Origin of the sequence: Azospirillum sp. B4 (assembly GCF_000333275.1) — a bacterium.
Lineage (GTDB): Bacteria > Pseudomonadota > Alphaproteobacteria > Azospirillales > Azospirillaceae > Nitrospirillum.
Genome location: NZ_BACU01000521.1, coordinates 1 through 22,720, shown reverse-complemented (window position 1 = coordinate 22,720; position 22,720 = coordinate 1). Strand labels below are relative to the sequence as shown.

Annotated in this window: 17 protein-coding genes; 7 read left to right on the top strand and 10 right to left on the bottom strand. The window is 67.1% G+C overall.

The window, feature by feature from the left end; genetic code table 11:
• Positions 1 to 40: 40 nt before the first annotated feature.
• The gene (locus tag I55_RS22565; protein ID WP_049974398.1) at positions 41 to 538 is read right to left on the bottom strand and encodes a LuxR C-terminal-related transcriptional regulator; all 498 of its coding nucleotides are present in this window, start codon (positions 536 to 538) and stop codon (positions 41 to 43) included.
• 388 nt (positions 539 to 926) lie between these two features.
• Between I55_RS22565 and I55_RS22560 the strand changes: the two genes are divergently transcribed.
• Entirely contained in the window at positions 927 to 1,340 is a 414-nt protein-coding gene (locus tag I55_RS22560) for a DP-EP family protein (RefSeq protein WP_044562843.1), read from the top strand.
• A gap of 240 nt (positions 1,341 to 1,580) precedes the next feature.
• Here the strand turns inward: I55_RS22560 and I55_RS36240 are convergent, their stop codons facing one another.
• The 7 genes from I55_RS36240 to I55_RS22530 all read right to left on the bottom strand — a co-directional run bounded on the left by I55_RS36240 (position 1,581) and on the right by I55_RS22530 (position 14,076).
• Entirely contained in the window at positions 1,581 to 2,045 is a 465-nt protein-coding gene (locus tag I55_RS36240; protein ID WP_148293904.1) for a hypothetical protein, read from the bottom strand.
• Positions 2,046 to 2,051: 6 nt separating this feature from the next.
• Positions 2,052 to 5,297, bottom strand: a complete 3,246-nt coding sequence (locus I55_RS22555) for a winged helix-turn-helix domain-containing protein (protein WP_148293903.1) — start codon at positions 5,295 to 5,297, stop codon at positions 2,052 to 2,054.
• Between the two features lie 481 nt (positions 5,298 to 5,778).
• Positions 5,779 to 9,273 (bottom strand): DNA polymerase III subunit alpha, encoded by a 3,495-nt coding sequence (dnaE, locus tag I55_RS22550; protein ID WP_044562842.1) that lies wholly within the window; start codon positions 9,271 to 9,273, stop codon positions 5,779 to 5,781.
• Positions 9,274 to 9,448: 175 nt separating this feature from the next.
• Positions 9,449 to 11,011, bottom strand: a complete 1,563-nt coding sequence (ahpF, locus tag I55_RS22545; protein WP_044562841.1) for an alkyl hydroperoxide reductase subunit F — start codon at positions 11,009 to 11,011, stop codon at positions 9,449 to 9,451.
• A gap of 246 nt (positions 11,012 to 11,257) precedes the next feature.
• A complete protein-coding gene (ahpC, locus tag I55_RS22540; RefSeq protein ID WP_044562840.1) occupies positions 11,258 to 11,821 on the bottom strand; it encodes an alkyl hydroperoxide reductase subunit C in 564 nt (187 codons plus the stop codon).
• 387 nt (positions 11,822 to 12,208) lie between these two features.
• Positions 12,209 to 12,730 (bottom strand): DUF2059 domain-containing protein, encoded by a 522-nt coding sequence (locus tag I55_RS22535; protein ID WP_159107255.1) that lies wholly within the window; start codon positions 12,728 to 12,730, stop codon positions 12,209 to 12,211.
• A gap of 338 nt (positions 12,731 to 13,068) precedes the next feature.
• Complete coding sequence (locus I55_RS22530; protein ID WP_199902687.1) at positions 13,069 to 14,076, bottom strand: sulfate ABC transporter substrate-binding protein; 1,008 nt, start codon at positions 14,074 to 14,076, stop codon at positions 13,069 to 13,071.
• Positions 14,077 to 14,599: 523 nt separating this feature from the next.
• Between I55_RS22530 and cysG the strand changes: the two genes are divergently transcribed.
• The 5 genes from cysG to I55_RS22505 all read left to right on the top strand — a co-directional run bounded on the left by cysG (position 14,600) and on the right by I55_RS22505 (position 19,385).
• Positions 14,600 to 16,072, top strand: coding sequence for a siroheme synthase CysG (cysG, locus tag I55_RS22525; RefSeq protein WP_044562838.1), 1,473 nt, complete (start codon positions 14,600 to 14,602; stop codon positions 16,070 to 16,072).
• A 13-nt stretch (positions 16,073 to 16,085) separates the two neighbouring features.
• Entirely contained in the window at positions 16,086 to 16,391 is a 306-nt protein-coding gene (locus I55_RS38625; protein ID WP_044562837.1) for a DUF2849 domain-containing protein, read from the top strand.
• A gap of 144 nt (positions 16,392 to 16,535) precedes the next feature.
• Positions 16,536 to 18,173 (top strand): nitrite/sulfite reductase, encoded by a 1,638-nt coding sequence (locus tag I55_RS22515; RefSeq protein ID WP_252181271.1) that lies wholly within the window; start codon positions 16,536 to 16,538, stop codon positions 18,171 to 18,173.
• Positions 18,160 to 18,672: a DUF934 domain-containing protein gene (locus tag I55_RS22510; RefSeq protein ID WP_044562835.1), complete on the top strand. Its 513-nt coding sequence runs from the start codon at positions 18,160 to 18,162 to the stop codon at positions 18,670 to 18,672. The genes I55_RS22515 and I55_RS22510 overlap by 14 nt, the downstream gene beginning before the upstream one ends.
• Positions 18,673 to 18,677: 5 nt before the next feature.
• Positions 18,678 to 19,385, top strand: coding sequence for a phosphoadenylyl-sulfate reductase (locus I55_RS22505; protein ID WP_199902688.1), 708 nt, complete (start codon positions 18,678 to 18,680; stop codon positions 19,383 to 19,385).
• A 42-nt stretch (positions 19,386 to 19,427) separates the two neighbouring features.
• On the opposite strand, the gene I55_RS22500 is transcribed toward I55_RS22505, so the two are convergent.
• Both I55_RS22500 and I55_RS22495 read right to left on the bottom strand, forming a co-directional pair.
• Positions 19,428 to 20,582, bottom strand: coding sequence for a hypothetical protein (locus tag I55_RS22500; RefSeq protein ID WP_044562833.1), 1,155 nt, complete (start codon positions 20,580 to 20,582; stop codon positions 19,428 to 19,430).
• A 203-nt stretch (positions 20,583 to 20,785) separates the two neighbouring features.
• Positions 20,786 to 22,123, bottom strand: a complete 1,338-nt coding sequence (locus tag I55_RS22495) for an NRAMP family divalent metal transporter (protein WP_044562832.1) — start codon at positions 22,121 to 22,123, stop codon at positions 20,786 to 20,788.
• 252 nt (positions 22,124 to 22,375) lie between these two features.
• Between I55_RS22495 and I55_RS22490 the strand changes: the two genes are divergently transcribed.
• The gene (locus I55_RS22490; RefSeq protein WP_083901337.1) at positions 22,376 to 22,708 is read left to right on the top strand and encodes a hypothetical protein; all 333 of its coding nucleotides are present in this window, start codon (positions 22,376 to 22,378) and stop codon (positions 22,706 to 22,708) included.
• Positions 22,709 to 22,720 lie beyond the last annotated feature (12 nt).

Genomic DNA, 22,720 nt, shown 5'->3' with positions numbered 1-22,720 from the left:
CGTTCCGCTCTATCATGAACAGGTTAAGAGCTGGATGCGATCACGCGCGATCGCATCCAGCTCTGGGCCCCGCAGTCCTCAGGTCTTGACGCGGTCCAGCGTCACGGCTTGGCCAACGCCACGCCATCCGCCTGCCCGCGACAGATGATCTCAACCAGCGTATGACCCCCAATTTTTCTCGGGCGCGTTCCCGGTGCTTGCGGACGGTCAGCGGGCTGATGTCCAGCAGACGCGCGATCTCCTTGCTGGTCAGGCCGGCCACGACATGCCGCATCACCTCGGCCTCGCGCGGGCGCAGCGCGTCCCAGGGCAGGGGCGGCGCCGGAATGACGGCCGCCAGTGACGACGGGTCGGCCACGGCGCCGGCATGGGCGATCAGCCGGGCGGTCGAATTGAACCCCAGCTTGCGCATGATGCTGGACCGATGCTTGCGGACGGTGAATTCCGAAACCCCCAGGTCCACGGCGATCTGCCCGCTGGACAGGCCATGTCCGATCAGGTCGAGGACTTCATTTTCACGGTGGGATAAGGGCGACATGACTGCAGGCTCCCGGCTGGTTCACGATCGCCGAGACGTCTGGTCGCCATCGGCCGGGACACCTTGCCTGCGGTGGGAAGAATTCTTCCTTCCGTTATCTTTCCGCTGATCAATCCATTGATATTAAACAATAATATCCCGGCCCGGGCTGACCTTCCCAACCTTGGGCGACGGGTGGGCGGCCTATTGCGGGGCTGGTTATTGATCTTCAAACAGCCAACGCCCTAGCCTTGCCTTAAACTTTTACGGGTGTTAAATTGTTTTTATCTCCTTATATTATGATCTTATTTATTTCCACCTTTTGACGTGTACTTTTTTAGCGCGCCCTTGAAATGCATTTCTGAAATCGCCGCCCATAACCGCCACCACCAAGATGGGGTCATAAGTCATGCCACAAGATCGCCAGTATATCTCCAAGAAGACCTTGCCGATAAAGGTCCACCTCTTCGTCGACAAGAACGCGGCGCCGGGAACCGAGCCGGTATGGTATTTCAACGACATGGCCGCTGATGTGATTTCCATAGGCGTCGGGATTAGATATGGTCATATACAGTTCGAACTGACGGAGAAGAGCGCGCGATCCTTCATCTTCACCGGCGCGACCATCGATTCCACCTGCGGCGACCTGAAACTCGCCTGTGTCGAAGAGACCTACATCGTCGTCGACAACAACCAGCAGAATCGAAACCACGTCGGCAAGATCATCCTGTCCGTGGCCCCCAAGGACACGGCATCGGGATCCAGCCCCCTGACCTTCACATCACCGGACCCTGAGGTCACCAATACCGGGGAAAACGGCTGAGCGTGCCCGGGCCCGCGACCGCTTCACCGATGTGGAAATGTCAGCCCCCGGTCGGTATGCGAGGGCTGACACAGCGATTTGACCGCTTGGCCCAACCCTACCGCACCAGGTTCAGAACGGGGCGTTGGCGGCCCGGTGGTCCGTGATGGCAGGAATGACGGGGCCCCACCAGAAGACAGGCGCGGGAAGGGGGAACAGTCGCCAAACGCACCCCCCTTCCCGTACTTCAACCAGCGACGTTCAGGCTTTGTGGGGAGGCGGGGGCACTTCGTAGCCGCCGGTGTTGGTCACCTCAGGGTCAGGGCTCTCGAAGGTACTTTTATCATAGCCCGTGCCATAGCGAGCGCTTTGGAGCGGCGAGACGCGGAAGGTGACACCACCAACCGTCACCTGACGATTTTGCTGACCATCCGAGATGACGACACAGTGATCATCGACCGACACCTTGGTCAGATCAGGGTATTCCACCCCCTCGTCATCACAAGCTCTTCGCACCGTGGCACCATCAAATTTGAAGAATCCTTGAGTGTACGCATCCAATCTGAAGCAAAGCTCAGATGTAGATATATTAGCCATGACGCTAAGATCGTCGCCGGTCACACCATTATAATACCAAACAAGCTGCGTCAGAGGCCCCACCTGAACTTGCTCTATGTGAATCATCACATCAATGGCGCACCCTTCAACCGGAGAATAATTCGTCATGATAGCCTAATCCTTGTGGCTGGTTAAAAAGTCCTGGAAATCAGGATCCCGATACCCCATCCGCTCCAGGGCGATCAGGCCAGGTGCTGCCTCTTGGCGGTCGCCTGCGCAGAGGGTCGCGCGGACCCAAGGAGCCAAAACACTAAAGTCAGCGCTGGACCACGCGGTCGCGCGCAGCCTGTCCGCCACCTCCCGGCAAATACTTTCAGCGGCGGCAGAATCTCCCCGCAAGCGCCGCACGTCGGCCCGGGCCAGTTGGACGGCCGACAGTAAAGCCTCATCCCATTGGTCGCGACCATCCATGCCATCGAGCGTTTCCTTCGATGTCGTCAGCATGGTTTCCGCCTGGTCGATCCGGCCATCGCGCATGAATATCCGGGCATGCAAAAGCAGGGCCCAAGCCTGTTGTCGACGCAGAGAGGAACCTGGTGGTCCGGCTTTCGTCATTTGGTCGATGTCAGTCTGCGCCACCGTCAACTTGGCGGCGGCCACGTCCGCCTGCCCCAGCGCCAGCGACGCCTCCGCCTGGGCCAACCCCAGGGCAATCCGCTCGGTCCTCCAGCGCTGGTTGGTGGGGTCTTTGCGTATTATAGATTCGATCGCCTCGGCCGCGCTGTCGAGCCCAGCCAAGGCCTGTTCCATCCGGCCCTGGGCCCTAAACAACAGAGCCTTGAGCTTGTCGGCCAGCGCCATGCGGTAGGTCCAGACCGGGGCTGCAGGCTCAGCCGCCCGCAAATGGTCCAGCACATCATGCTGCTGATCGTAAAGGGCGGTCGCCGCCGCCAGATGCCCGCGCTGGGCCTCGGCGTTGGCCAGCCAGGACAGGCTGTTGGCCAATTCGGCGGCCACCGTCCGGTCGTCCGGGTGCCGCTCAAGCGCGCGGCGCTTCAGGGCGATCGAGGCGGCGAAGTTGGCCGCCGCCCCATCAACCTGCCCCTGGCGCAATTGCAGGGAACCCAGGCTGCTCAGGGCGTAGGACAACTCCACCCAACCGTCGGGCTCCTCCGGGGTCAGGTCCATGCGGCGCTGCGCATGGTCGCGGTATTGGGTGAAGCGCCGCTCCGCCTCATCAAGGCGGCTCTGGTCCAAGGCGATTTGTCCATACCAGAAGGCGACAGTGCCCAAGGTCTTAAGCAGGTCAGGGTCGACGGGCCCCTGGGCCAGGTTAGCCCGCAACAGGGCGTCCGCCCGATCCAAGGCCCTCACCGCCGCGTCGACATTGCCGCGGGAACGATCCACGTCGGCCAGCGTCTGAAGGGCCTTGGCCTGGCGCAGGCGGGAGGCGGCGGGAACCTCGCCAGCGTCGTCCGCCGTGAGGTAGCCCAGGGCCTTTTGCGCCACGCCGTCCAGCACGTCGAGGCGCCCCAGGGGGCGCAATTTCTCCGCCAGGTCGCCCAGCATGTAGTCCACCAGGTCCTCCGCGCCATGCAGACGCAGGGCGGCGACGGCCTCCGCCTGGCGGGCGCGGAAACCAAGGAAAAGGGCCACGGCCGCGATCACCGCGAAGGCGGCGGAAACCGCCAGGCGCCAGCGGTCGGCGCGGCGCGCCTGGCGGATGGAGGCGGTGACCAGCGCCTTGGCCTCCGCGCTCAGGGGTACGGCGGCGCGCGCCAGCAGGTCGCGCGCCTCTTCCAGCGGCTTGCCGGCGCGCAGCAAGCGGTCGGCCCGGTGGCCTTCGGCGCCCCACTGCCGCGCCATCCCCTCCAACTGGCCACGGGTGCGCAGGTCCTGCTGATGGGCGGCGACCCAGGCGACGGCGCGCGGCCACTGCCGCAACAGCGCCTCATGGGCGACGCCGAAGACCGGTTGCCGGTCGGCCACCAGGCTGACCAGCAGCCGCTCCTCCACCAGGGTGCGGACCAGGGTCAGTTCCTCCCCCGTGGTCAATGCTGTCCAGGGCGCACGCTGGCCGCGTACCGCGCCATCCGTGGCCCCCGCGACCACGATCAGAGAGAACACGCGCGGCAATGCCGATTGGGCGGCAGCGGGCAAGGCGGCGAGGATGGAATCGGCCCGGCGGCCGATGGCGCCCTCGATGCCGCCCAGCGCGCGATAGGCGGCCATGGTCAGTTCGCGGGTCGGGCTGCGCTGAAGGTAAAGCTGCTGCAGGGTGTACTGCAGCAGGGGCAGCGCGTCGGGGCTGCTGGCAGCCCCTTCGCACAACACATCGTCGAGATGCTCGCCGGTGGCGGGATCCACCCCGAACCGAAGGCCGGCGATTTCAGCCGGCAGCCGAATCATGCGGGCGATTTCCGTTCGGTTGGGGGGCGCCAGATCGAAATGCCCCCCCGCCGCCTTGCCTTCCATCAGCACCGGTTCCCGCGACAGGTCGGCATAAAAGTCATTGCGGCAGGCGGCGACCACCATGACCTCGCCGCCCCGCGCCAACCGATCCAGCGCCGCGAGGAACAGGCCGCGCTGGGCGGCGCCACCGGCGGCGGCGCTGAACAATGCCTCCAGCCGATCGACGAACAGGACGAACCGGCCAGCGGCGGGGGGGGCGTCCGCCGGTGCGGCATCGATGGGTCGCCCGCCGTCGACCCCGTGCAGGTCGCCATCGCCGCTAAGCGCCAGGCCCAGGCTTTCCGCGCTGTGGCCGGCGAACAGGGGCCGGCCGTCCCGTTCAAGGTCCAGCAGGGCGCCGCCCAGGGCCGTGGGCAGCGGCAGGTCGCCGACATCGCCCAGGTCCAGGGTCGCCGCCGCGGCGACGCGCAGATGGCCCGGTTCCCGCATCAGCTGCGGCACAAGCCCCGCCAGAACCAGGGAGGTCTTGCCGCTGCCGCTGGCCCCCAGGACCAGGACCAGGGCACGGCCGCCGTCAACCTGCGCGGCCAGGGCGGCACGGAGGCGACCGATAGCGCCTTCACGGCCGAAGAAGACGGCGGCGTGGTTCGCATCAAATGCGGCCAAGCCGACATAGGGGGACAGCCTGGACCAGGTCTCCGCCACCTCGTCCTGGGACAGGTGACCTGGAAACGTGACCGGCGCCACGGTCCGGTAGCCGCGCTTGCGGATGTTTTCGATATATTGGGGGGCATTGGCGGTGTCGCCCAAGGCGCGGCGCAGTTGGGCGACGGCCTTCTGGGCCTGGTTCTCGCCAACGACAACGCCATCCCAGCAACGCAGCAGCAGGTCGTCCACGCTCAGGACCTTTCCCGGCTCGCGGCACAGGGCCACCAGCACATTCATGGCCCGGGGCTCGATCTGAACCTCCGTTTCCTCCCCCTCGCGTTTCAAGGCACAGGATCGCACGTCAACCTTCCAGTCCCCGATTTGGAAGCGTTCGGTCCTCAATTCCCGTCCCTCGCGATCTGACAGGACCACCCCCGTCAGGGGTATGTCCGAGGGGGAGTTGCCCCTCTTGTCATTTAAACGTGTTAATCGCAAAAGACGTATCACAAAGCCACTCCTGCGGTCATCGCCCCCATAGACGCGCCATCGAATTGATATGTCGCTGTATAAGGCTTGCCGAAGTGGCGGCGACGTGAACCGAACAACGCCGGTGGCCCGCCCCCTTTCCTTCGCTGTCCACCCATGACCATGGAACCGTCCCCCCCGGGTGGTTGGAGGAAAGGACGCCGTGGCATAGGGCGCTGAGGTGGATCACCCTGCCCGTGGCAAACGGGCGGGGGGCTGGAGACCGGCAATCGGTTCGGGGAGTTTGACCATCACCCGCACGGGGGGCCATACCCTCGATGGCGTACCGGGGACGCCGACCGCCTTCCCCGCTGGTTCAAATATCCTGGACGTCGATCACGCCGGGAATGGAGCGTAGGGCGGAGCGGCTGGCGCTGTTGATCTGGTAGGCCTGGGGCAGGACCAGTTCCACCTCCAGACGGTCGACTTCCACCATCAGGTGGATCTTGCCCCGGCCGCTGGGCAGACGCTTCAGCACCGTCTGCAGCCCTTCCACCGGCGCCGCGTCCCTCAGGGTGACGCGCAGGCCGGACGCCACCTTGGCGACCTCATCCTCCAAGAGCTGGACGCCGCTGCCGGTCAGGCGCAGCTCCTCCCCGTTCTGCTGCACGTCCACCGTCATCAGCACGGCCTTGCCCGGCTCCAGATGCTCACGCGCCGGCGCCAGGGCCTCGGAGAACAGCGTCACCTCGTAAACACCCGACGCGTCGGACATGCCGATGAAGGCGAAGCGGTTGCCGCTCTTGGCCGTGCGCTCCTGCCGGGCGACGACGATGCCGGCCATACGGAAACGGGTGGAGCCACCACCGCGCGCGATGATGGCGGGCAGGTCGGCGAAGCGCACCACCTTCAGCTTGGCCAGCGGGCCGGCGAAGGCGTCCAGCGGGTGGGCCGAGAGGTAGAAGCCGATGGCCTCGAACTCATGCCGCAGCTTCTCCAGCGGTTCCCACTCCACCACGCGCGGCAGCTCCGGCGCCTTCAGGGGCGCCGACGCCCCGAACAGGCTGTTCATGCCGCTTTCCCGCTCCGCCGCCTCGGCCTGGGCGTAGCGCAGCATGATTTCGATGGCGGAATGAACCTGGTGGCGGTTGGGCACCAGGCTATCGAAGGCGCCGGCGGCGGCGAGATTCTCCAGCTGGCGCTTGTTGATGACCTTGTTGTCCAGGCGGCGGGCGAAGTCGAACAGGTCGCGATAGGGGCCATTGGCGTCGCGTTCGGCGATCACCGCCGCCATGGCGGGACCGCCCACACCCTTGACCGCCGCCAGGGCGTAGCGCACCGCGCGCTCCCCATTGGGCAGGATTTCCACGCGGAAGATGTCGCCCGAATGGTTGATGTCCGGTGGCAGCAGCTTGATCTTCAGCCGGTCCAGTTCCTGGCGGAACTGGTTCAGCTTGTCGGTGTTGCCCAGATCCAGTGTCATGGACGCGGCCATGAACTCCACGGGATAGTTGGCCTTCAGATAGGCCGTCTGGTAGGCGATCAGGGGGTAGGCGGCCGCGTGCGACTTGTTGAAGCCGTAGCCCGCGAACTTGTTCACCTGGTCGAAGATCAGACCCGCCTGCTCCGCATCCACGCCGCGCGCCGTGGCGCCGTCGACGAATTTGGAGCGCTCCTTCTCCATCTCCTCCTTGATCTTCTTGCCCATGGCGCGGCGCAGCAGGTCGGCGCCGCCCAGGCTGTACCCGGCCAGCACCTGGGCGATCTGCATCACCTGTTCCTGGTACACCATGATCCCGAAGGTCTCCTTCAGGATGGGTTCCAGCGAGGGGTGGAGGTAGTCGGGCTCCTCCTGCCCGTCCTTGACCTTGATGTACTTGGGGATGTTGTCCATCGGGCCCGGCCGGTACAGCGAGACCAGGGCGATGATGTCCTCGATGCGGTTGGGCTTCATGCGGCGCAGCACGTCGCGCATGCCCGAACTTTCCAGCTGGAACACGCCCGACGCCTCGGCCCGGCCCAGCAGGGCGTAGGTCTTCGCGTCGTGCAGGTCCAGGTTCAGCAGGTCCAGGTCGGGATTGCGCGGGCGGATCAGCTCCACCGCCTTCTGCAACACGGTCAGGGTCTTCAGGCCCAGGAAGTCGAACTTCACCAGGCCGGCCAGTTCCACATACTTCATGTTGAACTGCGTGACCGGCATATCCGACCGGGGATCGCGATACAGCGGCACCAGCTGGTCCAGCGGCCGGTCGCCGATCACCACGCCGGCGGCGTGGGTGGAGGCGTGGCGGTACAGGCCTTCCAGCTTCAGCGCCACGCCGATCAGGCGGTCCACGGTCTCATCCTGGCGACGCATCTCCTGCAACAGGGGCTCGCCGTCCAAGGCCTGCTGCAGGGTCACCGGATTGGCCGGGTTGTTGGGCACCATCTTGCAGATGCGGTCGACCTGGCCGTAGGGCATCTGCAGCACACGGCCCACGTCGCGCAGCACCGCGCGGGCCTGCAGCTTACCGAAGGTGATGATCTGGGCCACGCGGTCGTGACCGTACTTGGCCTGGGTGTAGCGGATCACCTCGTCTCGCCGGTCCTGGCAGAAGTCCACGTCGAAGTCGGGCATGGACACGCGTTCGGGGTTCAGGAAACGCTCGAACAGCAGACCGAAGCGGATGGGGTCCAGGTCGGTGATCAGCAGCGACCAGGCGACCAGCGAGCCGGCGCCCGAGCCACGGCCCGGCCCCACGGGGATGCCGTTGTCCTTGGCCCACTTGATGAAGTCCGACACGATGAGGAAGTAGCCGGGGAACTTCATGCGCTCGATGACGGACAGCTCGTACTCCAGCCGCTCGCGGTAGCGCTTCTCCGTGTCCGCCCTTTCCTCCTCGCCCATCTCGGGCGTGAAGACATAGCGGGCCAGGCGGAAGGTCAGGCCGTCGTGGGCCTGGGCGCGCAGTTCCTCGGCTTCCGTCCTGCCCTCGACGGTGGGGAAGTTGGGCAGGATGGGGTTGATCTTGCGCGGCATGTAGGCGCAGCGCTGGGCGACCACCACCGTATTGTCCACCGCCTCCGGCAGGTCGGCGAACAACTCCCGCATCTCCTTCGCGCTATTGAAGTAGTGGTCGGGCGTCAGGCGACGGCGGTCGTCCTGCATGATGAAGGCGCCGTCGGCGATGCACAGCAAGGCGTCGTGCGCCTCATACATATCGGCGGTGGAGAAGTAGCAGTCGTTGGTGGCGACCAGCGGCAGGCCGTGCTCATACGCGAGATCCACCAGCGCACCCTCGATGCGCTGTTCCGCCCGGCCGATGGCGGTATCCTTGTCATGGCGCATCAGCTCGACATAGAGGCGGCCGGGGAACAGGCGCTTCAGTTCCAGCAGCAGTTCGGTCGCCGCCGGCGCCTGGCCTTCCAGCAGCAGGCGCCCCACCCCGCCATGGATGCCGCCGGTCAGCGCGATCAGGCCGTCGCTATGCCCGTCCAGCGCCGCCACGGACACCTGGGGTTCCAGCCCCGGCTCCGTCTCCATGTACGCCTTGCTGATCAGCTCCATCAGGTTGGCGTAGCCCGTGGCGTTCTGGGCCAGCAGCACCAGCTGGTCGGCGCCGAAGGTGCCGGGGCGCTGGGCTCCGCGCGTGGCGGCGGCGGGGCCCCAGCGGCCGATCCACATCTGGCAGCCGACGATGGGCTGCACGCCCGCGTCCGACGCCGCCATGGCGAATTCCAGGCTGCCGAACAGGTTGCCGGTATCCGTCACCGCCACCGCCGGCATGCCGTTCTTGGTGCACAGCTTCACCAGCTCCTTCACCTTGATCGCGCCCTCGGACAGCGAATAGGCGGAATGGGTGCGCAGGTGGATGAAGCCGGGATGGGACATGGGGGCGGAATGGTCCGGGACAGGGGTGGGATAGGCAGTTTACGAAGGCCGCGAAGGCCGCGTCACCTGTCCTCTCGGCAACCCCGATTCCCCCAATGAAAACGCCCACCTGGAGAGGGCGCCGGCGGCGGCCGACTCCACCCCAGGTGGGCGCTGTACTTGACGCGCGCCCGACTCAGGCGGCCTGGACCGAGCTGCGGATCAGGTGGTCGAAGGCACCCAGGGAGGCCTTGGCCCCCTCACCCATGGCGATGATGATCTGCTTGTAGGGCACGGTGGTGACGTCGCCGGCGGCGAAGATGCCGGGGATGGACGTCTCACCATGGTGACCCACGATGATCTCCCCGCGCTGGGTCAGTTCCACCGTGCCGCGCAGCCAGTCGGTGTTGGGCAGCAGGCCGATCTGCACGAAGATGCCCTCCAGCGCCAGGCGGTGCGTCTCGCCCGTGGCGCGGTCCTTGTAGACCAGGCCGTTCACCTTCTGGCCGTCGCCCGTGACCTCGGTGGTCTGAGCCTGGGTCAGGATGGTGACGTTGGGCAGGCTCTTCAGCTTGGTGACCAGGACGGCGTCGGCCCGCAGCTGGCTGTCGAACTCCAGCAGCGTGACATGGGCGACGATGCCGGCCAGGTCGATGGCCGCCTCGACACCGGAGTTGCCGCCGCCGATCACCGCCACGCGCTTGCCCTTGAACAGGGGGCCATCGCAGTGCGGGCAGAAGGCCACACCCTTGGTCTTGTACTGCTCCTCCCCCGGCACCTTCATCTCGCGCCAGCGGGCGCCGGTGGCCAGGATCAGGGCCTTGGCCTTCAGCTTGGCGCCGCTTTCCAGCGTCACCTCGTGCAGGCCGTCGACGGTGGCCAGGGCCTTGGCGCGCTGCTGGCTCATGATGTCCACGTCATAGCTGCGGACATGCTCCTCCAGCCCGCGCACCAGCTTCGGCCCCTCCGTCGCGGTGACGGAGATGAAGTTCTCGATGCCCAGCGTGTCCATCACCTGGCCGCCGAAGCGCTCCGCCACGATGCCGGTGCGGATGCCCTTACGGGCGGCGTAGATGGCGGCCGCGGCGCCGGCGGGGCCACCGCCCACCACCAGCACGTCGAACGGATCCTTGGCGTCGATCTTGGCGGCTTCACGGGCGACGGAGCTGGTGTCCAGCTTCGCCAGGATCTCCTCCAGCTCCATCCGGCCCTGGCCGAAGGGCTCGCCGTTCAGGAAGATGGCTGGCACGCCCATGATCTGGCGCTTGGTCACCTCATCCTGGAAGACGCCGCCGTCGATCATCTCATGGCGGATGCGTGGGTTCAGCACCGCCATCAGGTTCAACGCCTGCACCACGTCGGGGCAGTTGTGGCAGGTCAGCGAGATGAAGGTCTCGAAGTGGTAATCGCCCTCGATGGCCTTGATCTGCGCGATCACCTCATCGCTGACCTTGGGCGGATAACCACCGGCCTGCAGCAGCGCCAGCACCAGCGAGGTGAACTCGTGGCCCATGGGCAGGCCGCTGAAGCGGATGCCGATGTCGCCAGCGGGACGGTTGACGGTGAAGGACGGGCGGCGGCCGGCGCCATCCACGTTCTCGTTGATGTTCACCAGGGTGGAGGCTTCGGCGATATCGGCCAGCAACTCCATCATCTGGCGGGAGGTGGCGCTATCGTCCGGGTAAGCAACAATCTCGATCGGCTGCTTCACCCGTTCCAGATAGGCCTTCAATTGGGTCTTGAGATTGGCGTCCAACATCGGGGCGGGCTTTCTGGCGGAGATTGGGGGAAAGGGCGGGCAAGAAGGGGGCGGCCACCGGCGCCGGATGGCGGGTGCGTTTTGAAACGTAATGTCACGGACAGGCTGTTCAAGCGGGCGCGCCATCGACGACGTCGCGGCCCGAAATCGCCCGGGACCAGGGGTCCGGGGCATCCAGGGGCGGCTTCCCGCCCCCGGACGGGGACCGGGACGTCACCGTCCCGGTCCGGCATCAACCGACGCGGATCAGATCTTGCCGACCAGATCCAGCGAGGGCTTCAGGGTCTCGGCACCATCGGTCCACTTGGCCGGGCACACTTCGCCGGGGTGGCTGGCGACGTACTGGGCGGCCTTCACCTTGCGCAGCAGCTCACCGGCGTCACGGCCGATGCCGTTGTCGTGGATCTCGCACAGCTTGATCTGGCCTTCGGGGTTGATCACGAAGGTGCCGCGCAGGGCCAGGCCCTCTTCCTCGATCAGGACGTCGAAGTTGCGGGCCAGCGTGGCGGTCGGGTCGCCAACCAGCGGGTACTCGACCTTGGAAATGGTGTCGGAGGTGTCGTGCCAGGCCTTGTGGGCGAAGTGGGTGTCGGTCGACACGCCGTAGATCTCCACGCCCAGCTTCTTGAACTCGGCGTAGTTGTCAGCCAGGTCGCCCAGTTCGGTCGGGCACACGAAGGTGAAGTCGGCCGGGTAGAACACGACCACCGACCACTTGCCCGTCAGATCGGCTTCGGTCAGGGAGACGAACTTGCCATTGTGGTAGGCGGTCGCCTTGAAGGGCTTCACGGCGGTATTGATGAGGGACATCGTTAATTCCTTGGCTGGTTGAAATTGATCAATCTCGGTAGGTTTCGGCCGGGCGCGCCGGCCGCCGTACCCATCCGGGCTTGGCCCGTCCGGGGATTTGGCGGCGTTCGCCCTGCCGACGAACAGGACCATACCGGCATCTTAGAATAATTCCAATTATAAAAATTGAGAGCCGTTTGCAGTCGCGGCATGCCAGCGTCGCGATGAACGGTGGGGCCGCCCCCTTGGCAGGGCGGCGGCCCGGGCGACACAGGCGACCATGATAGGGCAGGCGGCGCCAACCCCGCCACCGGCATCAGGACGGCGACCAACCTGCGCATAGCGGCCGAACCGCATCTTAAATGCGGCCGCCGCCCGGCGCCAGCCATCGTATGCCGGACAGGCGGCTCACTGCGACGGGAGCTTCAGGCCCTGACGCTGGCAGGCCGCCGTGAATTCCCGCATTACCGGTGTCAGCAGCTGGGGCATGGCCCCCTGCGCCTGGACCATGGTGCGCCGGATCAGGGACGGCAGTTCGTTCAGGGCCTTCTGTCCCACCGGTGTGGCGTAGAAGTCCACCATGGCCTTCAGTTCCGCCTCGGTGAAACGGGCGGCGTAATTCCGGGCCACGGAGTCGAGGACGGGCTGCATCGCCGTGCGGAAGGCCGGCAACAGCGTCTTCTCGAACAGGCTGTCGATATCCGCCTCCCGCCCCGGGTTGGCGGCCTTCAGGTTGAAGGTCAGCGGCTGGACCGTGGCCTCCAGCACCTGGCGCATCAGGCTGTCGGCCGCGGTGGTGTAGGCCAGGTCGCGCGCCAGTTCCTGGACACGGGGCGATGGCGGTGCCGCTTGCGACCAAGCCGGCGGCGCCACGGTGATCACCAAGCCGGCCAAAGCGCCGGCCACGCCGACGCCCAATCCCTTGCGCAATCCCATCCCTCCCTGGCCCATCCCGCCTGGTCGCCCAGCGGCTTATGGGACCCCGGCGACGCCGGGGCCCGATCCCGTAGCTTTACCGCCCGGGAGGGACTTCCGGAAGACCAGGGCCGCCCTCTACGCCTAAAATAGGATCCGCCTATTGGGGCGCCGCCAGCCCTTCCGCCTTGCGGCCGGCTGGAAGGCGCCGATGACCGGTGGGTTTGCCAGCCATGCGCGAAATGCCGCACAGGTGCGGTCATTGCCCCGCGCCGGAGTGACCTCGCCGGAATGGAAACGGCGGGTCCACAGGGACCCGCCGCCGGTGTCGTCATGATGGAACCGGAAAAACCTCAGCCCGGCTGGTACAGCTGGTCGAAGCTGCCGCCATCCGCGAAGTGCGCCTTGTGGGCGTCGTGCCAGCCGCCGAAGGTGGTGATGTCGAACAGCTCCACCTTCGCGAACTTGTTCACCACCTCCTGCAGGACCACGGGGTCGCGCGGCCGGTAGAAGTGCTTGGTCGCCAGGATCTGCGCCGGCTGGGTGTACAGGGTCTGCAGGTAGGCTTCCGCCACCCGGCGGGTGCCGTGACGGTCCACCACCTTGTCCACCACCGCCACCGGCGGTTCCGCCAGGACGGAGACGGACGGCGTCACCAGTTCGAACTCACCCGGGCCCAGTTCCTGGATGGCCAGATAGGCCTCGTTCTCCCAGGCCAGCAGCACATCGCCCAGGCCTCGCTGCACAAAGGTGGTGGTGGCGCCACGCGCCCCGGTGTCCAGCACCGGCACCTTCTTGAACAGCGCCTTGATGAAATCGCGGGCGGCGGCGTCGCCCCCCTTGGCGCGGGCATAGCCCCAGGCCGCCAGATAGTTCCAGCGGGCGCCGCCCGAGGTCTTGGGATTGGGGGTGATGACCTCCACCCCGGGCTTCAGCAGGTCGGGCCAGTCCTTGATGCCCTTGGGATTGCCCTTGCGCACCAGGAAAACGATCGTGCTGGTGTACGGTGTGGAATTATAGGGCAGGCGCTTTTGCCAATCCTTGTTGATCAGGCCGCCGTTTTCGACAATGGCGTCGATGTCATAGGCCAGCGCCAGGGTGACCACATCAGCCTCCAGCCCATCGATGACGGCGCGCGCCTGCTTGCCCGACCCCCCGTGGGAGGTGTTGACGCTGACCTGGTCGCCGCCGGAGGCCTTCGCCCACTCCTTGGCGAACAGGTCATTGTATTCCTTATAGAATTCGCGCGTCGGATCGTAGGACACGTTCAGCAGCTGCGAGGCGGAGCGGGCGCGCACCGACCCCAGCATGGCCACGCCGGCGGCACCCACCATGGCGGTCAACAGCGTTCTGCGATGCATTTGGATTCCCCCTGGAAAGTTCAGGTCCACCCCTGGTGGACCGCCCCGGCTGGTGGCCGCCGCACCCCTGTGTCAGGTTGCCGCACCCCCGTCCGTGTCGTTGGGTCCATGACAAACGACACCGCAATCTGTGTCAACACAAACATTAATAACAGATAATTTATGTTATTATGAAGAGGCAAGCCTTCCTGGTTCCGCAAAGTCCCATGCGCCCAAAGGCTTGCCTCGATTCCGATCAATTGCACATTTCCGCATCGTGGATTTTAACCCGGACCACACCTGCACCACGCATGGCAGTGTTGCGGCCCGGCACGCCGCAGTCGCGGGGCCTGCGGAAATTAATGCGCCGTTTCGCCCCAGATGCTTGAAGCAAAATGGGTTTCCATAACCAGGGGACCGCCACGCCGCCACCGGCGCGGGGGTGGGCCCATCCCCATGCCGGGACGCATCAACCTCGACAAACATGTCGTTTACGAACACATTATGAGGGAACGTCGCATCTTTCACAGGACTAATTTGTATAATGCCCGCCGCCTTCCCCCTGTTCCTGACGCTGACCGGCCAGACGGCGCTGATCGTCGGTGGCGGGGAATTGGCCCTGCGCAAAGCGCGGCTGGTGGCGGGCCCCGATGCCGGGGGCCGAGGCGCCCGGCTGGTGGTGGTGGCGCCCGAGGTGCACCCCGACTTGGCGGCGCTGGCCGCCGAGGTGCGCCTCCGCCCCTTCACCGCCAATGACTTGGACGGTGCCACCCTGGTGTTCGCGGCGGGTGAGGATGAGGAAGAGGCGGCACGGGTGGCGGCTCTGGCGCGCGATCGCGGTCTGCTGGTCAACGTGCCGGACCGCCCGGCCCAGTCCACCTTCATCATGCCGGCCATCGTCGACCGCGGCCCCATCACCGTGGCCATCTCCACCGGGGGAACCTCGCCCGTGCTGGCCCGCCGCCTGCGCGCCCGCATCGAGGCGGCGCTGGAGCCTGGCCTGGGCCGTCTGGCCACCTTCCTGGACGGCTTCCGCGCAGCCGTCCGCGCTGTGAAATCGGATGAAACAGCCCGCCGCCGCTTCTGGGAACGGGTCATCGACGGCCCCGTCGCCCAGCGCTTCCTGGCCGGGGACGAGGCTGGCGCGCGCGACCAGCTGGTCAAGGTGCTGAACACGTCGGACGACGCGGCCGAGGGCGGTTCCGTCGCCCTGGTGGGGGCCGGTCCCGGCGACCCGGACCTGTTGACCCTGCGGGCGCTGCGCGTGCTGCAAAACGCCGACGTGGTGGTGCACGACAAGCTGGTGGACGACCGCATCCTGGATTATGTCCGCCGCGACGCCCGCCGCGTCTATGTCGGCAAGTCCAAATCCTGCCACACCGTCAGCCAGGATGAGATCAACGCCCTGCTGGTGCGTGAGGCCCGGGCGGGCCACCGCGTGGTGCGGCTGAAGGGCGGCGACCCCTTCGTCTTCGGCCGTGGCGGGGAGGAAATGGTGGTGCTGCGCGCCGCCGGCGTGGCGGTGGAACTGGTGCCCGGCATCACCGCCGCCGCGGGCTGCGCCGCCGCCACCGGCATTCCCCTGACCCACCGTGGCCTGGCCCAGGGCATCACCCTGGTCACCGCCCACGGCGCGGCCGGGACCCAGGGCGGTTCCGCCGAGCCGGCGCTGGACTGGACAGCCCTGGCCCGCCTGGACCACACGCTGGCCATCTACATGGGCCTGAGCAAGGCCGGCCTGGTGGCCGAACGCCTGATCGCCGCCGGCAAGGCGCCCACCACCCCCGCCGCCCTGGTCGAGAACGGCACCCGGCCGGACCAGGCGCTGGTGGTGGGCACGCTCGCCGGCCTGGCCGACCTGGCCGCCGGCCGCGCCGGCCCCGCCCTGATCCTGGTGGGGGAGGTCGTGACCCTGGCCGATCCCGCGAAGATCGCCACCGATGTTTTCACCCGGATCCCCGTTTCGGACCGCGCTGCGGACACGACGCCGAACACGGGATTCAAAGCCGCCATTTAAGAGGATTTCCGCCATGGCCCGCGTTACCGACGCCCCCAAGGTCGTCACCGCCAACCGCCTGCAGGACGGTGCCGTCGTCTGGCTGGGCGCCGCGGGCGACTGGTCGATCCGCGTGCAGGACGCCCAGGTGCAGGCCGAGGCCCCGGCCGTGGAAGCGGCGCTGGCCATCGCCCGCGCCTCGGCCGCCCGGCAGGAGGTGGTGGAGCCCTACGCCGTCGACGTGGCGGTGGAGGCCGCCGGCCCCCGCCCTCTGAAGACACGGGAATGGATCCGCGCCGCTGGCCCCAGCATCGACGCCCTGCCGGCCACGGCCGCCTGAACGCCGAGGCGAGCGCCCGCAATTCCCCGCATGGATAAAGACCGAACAGAGCAAGCCGTCATGAGCCCCTCCGCCACCGCCCGCCAGATCGCCCCCCCCGCCAACGGCCTGCCCAGCCATGCCGGCATCTACCACTACGACCAGATGGACAGGGATTTCCTGACGGAGCGGGTGGAGCAGTTCCGCCGCCAGGTGGCGCGCCGCCTGTCCGGCGACCTGACGGAGGATGAGTTCAAGCCGCTGCGCCTGATGAACGGCCTGTACCTGCAGCTACACGCCTACATGCTGCGCATCGCCGTGCCCTACGGCGTGCTGACCAGCCGCCAGGTGCGCCAGCTGGCCCACATCGCCCGCACCTACGACAAGGGCTTCGGCCACTTCACCACCCGCCAGAACCTGCAGCTGAACTGGATCAAGCTGGTGGACGTGCCGGCCATCCTGGACCTGCTGGCCGAGGTGGACCTGCACGCCATCCAGACCAGCGGCAACTGCATCCGCAACGTCACCTCCGACCAGTTCGCCGGTGCCGCCAGCGACGAGGTGGTGGATCCCCGCCACTACGCCGAGGTGCTGCGCCAGTGGTCGACCCTGCACCCCGAATTCTCGTTCCTGCCACGCAAGTTCAAGATCGCCATCACCGGCAGCGCCAACGACCGCGCCGCGATCTGCATCCATGACGTGGGCCTGATCGCCAAGCGCGACGCCGAGGGGCGGGTGGGCTTCGAGGTTTATGTCGGCGGCGGGCTGGGCCGCACCCCCTTCATCGCCAAGAAGCTGCGCGACTTCGTGCCGGAGGATGAGCTGATCGCCTATCTGGAGGCGACCTTGCGCGTCTACAACGCCTATGGCCGGCGCGACAACATCTACAAGGCGCGCATCAAGATCCTGGTGCACGAGCTGGGCATCGAAAAATTCCGCGACGAGGTGGAGGCGGAGTTCGCGCGCATGCCGCGGGCCGAATACCGCCTGGACCCGGCCATCGTCGATGGCATCAAGGCCCGCTTCGCCAGCCAGCCCTATGAGACGCTGGAGCCCATCTCCGGCGTCCTGGCCCGGGCGCGGCTGGAGGACCAGGCCTTCAACCGCTGGGTCCGCACCAACGTGGCGGCCCACCGCCAGCCGGGCTACGCCATCGCCACCATCACCCTGAAGCCGGCGGGCGGCATCCCGGGCGACGCCTCCGCCGACCAGATGGACGCCATCGCGGCCTTGGCCGACCGCTACAGCTTCGGCGAAATCCGCGTGACGCACGAGCAGAACCTGGTGCTGGCCCATGTCCGCCAGGACGACCTGCCGGCCCTCTGGAAGGCGCTCAGCGACATCGGCTTCGGCGAGGCCAATTCCGGACTGATCACCGATATCATCGCCTGCCCCGGCCTGGACTACTGCGCGCTGGCCAACGCCCGCTCCATCCCCCTGGCCCAGCGCATTTCCGAGCGCTTCGCCGATCTCGACCGGCAGCACGACATCGGTGAGCTGAAGATCAAGATCAGCGGCTGCATCAACGCCTGCGGCCACCACCATGTCGGCCACATCGGCATCCTGGGTGTCGATAAGAAGGGCGTCGAGGCCTATCAGCTGACGCTGGGCGGCTCCGCCAGTGAGGAAGGCGCCATCGGCGACATCATGGGCCCGGCCCTGTCGGCCGACGAGGCGCTGGACGCCATCGGCGCCGTGGTCGGCGTCTATCTGGAACAGCGCCAGGACGGGGAACGCTTCCTCGACACCCTGGCCCGCATCGGTCACACCCCGTTCAAGGACAAGGTCTATGCCGCTCATTGAGTCCGGAAAGCTGATCGACGACGCCTGGGCGCGCCTGGGCGACGACGCCCCCCTGCCGGCATCGGACGTGCCGGTCATCGTCAGCCTGGCCCGCCTGCGCAAGGACCGCGACGCCCTGGTGGGCCGCAACGGCGGCCTGGGCGTGTTCCTGGCCAGCAACCAGCACCCCAAGGACGTGGCCGACCTGCTGGCCGACGTCGCCCTGGTGGCGCTGGACTTCCCCAAGTTCCGTGACGGCCGCGGCTTCACCGTCGCCCGCGAGCTGCGGGAATACCTGGGCTATCGTGGCACCATCCGCGCCGTGGGCCACACCATTCCCGACCAGTACCTGTTCCTGGTGCGCTGCGGCGTCGACCAGGTGGAGATCCCCGAGGGCAAGGATGCCGCCACCTGGGCCCACGCCCTGACAGAGATCACCACCGCCTACCAGGTGTCGGTGGCCGGCCCCCTGCCCGTGGCGCGCCTGGCGCGGCACAAGCGGGCGGAGCACGCGGCGTGACCGGGGTGGGCGACCGGGCGGCCGACCTGGCCCGGAGCTATGCTGGCCTGACGGGGCCGGCGCTGCTGGAACCCCTGCTGACCCGCGAGCTGAAGGGGGAGATCGCGCTGGTCTCATCCTTCGGGGCGGAATCGGCGGTGCTGCTGCACATGGTGGCGGAGATCGATCCGGCCACGCCGGTCATCTTCCTGAACACCGGCAAGCTGTTTGGCGAGACCCTGCGCTATCGCCGGGAGCTGATCGCCCGCCTGGGCCTGACCGATGCCCGGGAGATCAAGCCTTTGGGCGAGGACGAGGCGGCACGCGACGCCGATGGCATGCTGTGGCGCCGCAACCCGGACGCCTGCTGCCACTTCCGCAAGGTGGAGCCGCTAAACCGCGCCTTGGCCGGCTTCGGCGCCTGGATCACCGGCCGTAAGCGTTTTCAGGCCGCCACCCGTGCCGATCTGGCGACCATCGAGGCCGCCGAGGGCAGGTTGAAGGTCAACCCGCTGGTCGACTGGGACCGTGACGACCTGGTGGCCTATCTCGACCGCCACGACCTGCCGCGCCACCCGCTGGAGGCCGACGGCTACCTGTCCATCGGCTGCATGCCCTGCACCGACCGGGTGGCGGCGGGTGACGATCTGCGGTCCGGCCGTTGGTCCGGCCTGGGCAAGACGGAATGCGGTATCCACCTGCCGCTGTCCGCCGTCGCGGCGCCGACCACCTGAGGACCCAGGGCGGCCGGTCGCCGAGGACCCATCGCCGACTTGTCAGCCCTGGTGCCCCTTGGCCGCCGCCGGACGGGTCGCGGCGGCATGGACGGCGGCGTCGCGCGGCTTGAACACCTCGCGCAGCTTATCGACCGCGGCGTCGAACATGGTGAAGACCGCTTCCACGCTGTAGCCCGCCAGGAAGGCGGCGCCCAGCAGGGAGATCTGGGCGGTGGCGGTCGGCTCTATTGTCGCCACCACGCTTTTGTAGAACAGGCCGGTGGACAGCCCCAGGGTCAAGCCCAGTGCCCGGCGCAGCACCATGCGGAAGCCCAGCTGGGGCATGAAGGAGGCGTTCATCACCGCGTCCGTCAACACGCGCGCGATATAGGCGCAGGCCCCCAGCAGGCCGAACAGCGCCGGCAGGATGTACAGTGTCAGGGCCGCGCTGACGTTCCACGCCAGTTCCACCGTATGAATCAGGATGATGTTCGGCTCATCCACCGGTGTGTCCATGCCGGCCTGGGCATCCCGCGACCGACAGTAGCCATGGGCGTCGAAGCTGAGCGTCACGGCGCGGGACAGCGGGCTGCAGATCCAGGGACGCAGCAGCTTGGCCGCCGCCTGCTGGCGTAGCTGGACCAGCGGCTCCTCAGGCGGCCCCTGGGACGCGGCGGCAGGGTCGGCGGTGGTGGTCCCGGCCGGGCTGGCCGCCAGGGGCTTCTCCGCCGCGGCCCCCTCGATGAACAGCAGCCGGCGCACCCCCGTCTGGGTCAGCAAGTTGGTGCCGTTGGCGGCATGGATCTGCACGGTAGCAGTCACCAGCGCCACGCCCACCAGCCAGAAGACGCCGCTACGGATGGTCCGCTGCACCAGCCCCGCCCGGGTCAGGGAGCGCCACCAACCCAGCAGGCCCAGTTCCCGCCGGAATTCGCGGAGGTGGCGCAGGCTGGCGCTGGTGGCGGGGGCGACCACCGCCGCCAGGGCATGATAGACGCCGAACAGATCCTGCTTGTCCGCCAGGGTCAACTGGTCCGCCGGCGTGGCGGTCACCCGCACGGCGGTGTCGGTCATGGGCCGGTCAAGGCCAGGTGCGGCGCGGGCGGCGGCATAGGCCAGCATGACGCGCACGTCATCCTGCCAGCCGGCCCAGCGCTGATGATCGTCCCCGTCCACGGGCGCGGGGGCTTCCTCCCGGGCCACTTCCTCACTCATCGCTCCCCTCCCCCACTGCGCAACCCTCAATTAACAGGAAACGCCACAGGGAAGTCTTTCTCTTTTTTCGCGCCTTGGCAATCGTGCCGCGACCGTCCATGCCGCGGCCACCGGGGAGGGCCCCGGACCAGGGTCGGCACCACCGGACGACCCGCCACCGCTGGCGGCGCCCTGAAGCTGGTGACTCTTTGAACGGGCCGGCCTCACATCACCCAGGTGACGACCATGGCGGCATCCACCACCGCCATGGCCACCATGCAGATCCAGCCCAGGGTGCGCAGTCCGGGTTTCAGGACGAAATCGCCCATGATGTCCCGCCGGCTGGCCATGCGCATCATCATGATGATCACCGGCACCGCCACCAGGCCGTTGATCACGGCGCTCCAGAACAGGGCCTTCACCGGATCCATATCCACGACGTTCATGACCGACCCCAGGGCCATGGCGGCGGCGATGGCGCCGTAGAAGGCCTTGGCCTTGCTCCAGGGCCGCGCCAGGCCCACCGGCCAGCGCTGCGCCTCACCCAGGGCATAGGCGGCGGAACCGGCCAGCACCGGCAGGGCCAGCAGGCCGGTGCCGATGATCCCCATGGCGAACACCGCGAAGGCGAAGGTGCCGGCGATGGGGCGCAGGGCCTCCGCCGCCTGGGAGGAGGTCTCGATGTTGGTGACGCCATGGGCGTGCAGGGTGGCGGCGGTGGTGATGATGATGAACAGGGCCACGCCGTTGGACAGCAACATCCCGATGTAGGTGTCCAGCCGAATCCGGCGGAATTCCTCCGGCGCCTGCTCCGGCGCCTTTTTCAGCGGCTTGGCATCGGGGTCGCCCTTCTCTTCCTCCACCTCCTGGTCGGCCTGCCAGAAGAAGAGGTAGGGGCTGATGGTGGTGCCGAAGACCGCCACGACCGCCACCAGATAGTCCGACTTCAGCGAAATGGGCGGGTCGATCACCGCGCGCCCCAGTTCCCCCCAAGGGATGGGCACGGCGAACACGGTGGCCACGTAGGCGAACAGGGATAGCGTCAGCCATTTCAGGATGGAGACGTAGCGGCAGTAGGGCACGAAAATCTGCAGGGCGGCGGAGACCAGGCCGAACAGCACGACGTACAGCCATTGCGGCCCGCCGATCAGCAGGCCCAGCGCCGCCGCCATGGCGCCCAGGTCGGCGCCGATGTTGATGACGTTGGCCACAACCAGCAACAGCACGATGCTGTTGATGGTCGGGGGCGGATAGTGACGGCGCAGGTTGCCGGCGATGCCATGGCCGGTCACCCGGCCGATACGGGCGCTGATCTCCTGGATGGCGGCCATCAGCGGATAGGTCAGCACCAGGCTCCAGGCCAAGCCATAGCCGAACTGGGCGCCCACCTGGGAATATGTGGCGATGCCGCTGGGGTCGTCGTCGGAGGCGCCGGTGACCAGGCCCGGCCCCAGGCATTGCCAGATGGTCTTGCCGCGCGGCGGGCGGCCCTCCGGTGATGGCGAGGGGTCGGGTACGGGCGTCGTTCCGGACGGCGTGGGCGCCGTCTCAAGAGTGTCCAAGGCTGGCCTCCCCGCTGTCCTTAGAAAGAGAGGGCGGGCCGCGCGTCATCCGCGTGGACCCACCCGTTTCTTAAACCCGCCGGGACGACGCCTGGTTCCGCCAGTAACCCTTATGACAAGCCCCTGATGGAACGGGTGTCAGAGGGCGCGTGACACAAGAGCGTAATTTCCGGTAATTTCACTACAAACCACACGGGAACCGCCAAGGCGGTTTCCATCGGCAACGGGTATGGCAGGTCGGGGGTTTGCCTCATGCTGGGTCGCATACGCGGGATGATGGACGGGCTGCGCCCATCGGAACGCAAGATCGCGGAAATCGTCCTGAAACGGCCGCACGCCGTCGTCACCGCCTCGGTGGCGGAGGTGGCGCGCGAGGCTGACGTCAGCCAGCCGACGGTGGTGCGCTTCTGCCGTTCCATCGGCTGCAGCGGCTATCAGGATTTCAAGCTGCGCCTGGCGCAGGACCTGGCCACGGGCACGCCCTTCGTCGATGCCGACCTGATGCCCGACGACCCGGTGGCGGAGGTGGCGGCCAAGGTGATCGGCCGGGCCATCAGCGCCTTCTCCCGCATGCGCAACCAGTGAACACGGAGAACC

What these genes read in the sequence shown, in the direction of transcription:
- ahpF (WP_044562841.1), bottom strand. Translation starts at nt 11,011, where the DNA reads ATGTTGGACGCCAATCTCAAGACCCAATTGAAGGCCTATCTGGAACGG.
- I55_RS22565 (WP_049974398.1), bottom strand. Translation starts at nt 538, where the DNA reads ATGTCGCCCTTATCCCACCGTGAAAATGAAGTCCTCGACCTGATCGGA.
- I55_RS22560 (WP_044562843.1), top strand. Translation starts at nt 927, where the DNA reads ATGCCACAAGATCGCCAGTATATCTCCAAGAAGACCTTGCCGATAAAG.
- I55_RS38625 (WP_044562837.1), top strand. Translation starts at nt 16,086, where the DNA reads ATGGCCCGCGTTACCGACGCCCCCAAGGTCGTCACCGCCAACCGCCTG.
- cysG (WP_044562838.1), top strand. Translation starts at nt 14,600, where the DNA reads ATGCCCGCCGCCTTCCCCCTGTTCCTGACGCTGACCGGCCAGACGGCG.
- ahpC (WP_044562840.1), bottom strand. Translation starts at nt 11,821, where the DNA reads ATGTCCCTCATCAATACCGCCGTGAAGCCCTTCAAGGCGACCGCCTAC.
- I55_RS22510 (WP_044562835.1), top strand. Translation starts at nt 18,160, where the DNA reads ATGCCGCTCATTGAGTCCGGAAAGCTGATCGACGACGCCTGGGCGCGC.
- I55_RS22490 (WP_083901337.1), top strand. Translation starts at nt 22,376, where the DNA reads ATGCTGGGTCGCATACGCGGGATGATGGACGGGCTGCGCCCATCGGAA.
- I55_RS22515 (WP_252181271.1), top strand. Translation starts at nt 16,536, where the DNA reads ATGGACAGGGATTTCCTGACGGAGCGGGTGGAGCAGTTCCGCCGCCAG.
- dnaE (WP_044562842.1), bottom strand. Translation starts at nt 9,273, where the DNA reads ATGTCCCATCCCGGCTTCATCCACCTGCGCACCCATTCCGCCTATTCG.
- I55_RS22530 (WP_199902687.1), bottom strand. Translation starts at nt 14,076, where the DNA reads ATGCATCGCAGAACGCTGTTGACCGCCATGGTGGGTGCCGCCGGCGTG.
- I55_RS36240 (WP_148293904.1), bottom strand. Translation starts at nt 2,045, where the DNA reads ATGACGAATTATTCTCCGGTTGAAGGGTGCGCCATTGATGTGATGATT.
- I55_RS22500 (WP_044562833.1), bottom strand. Translation starts at nt 20,582, where the DNA reads ATGAGTGAGGAAGTGGCCCGGGAGGAAGCCCCCGCGCCCGTGGACGGG.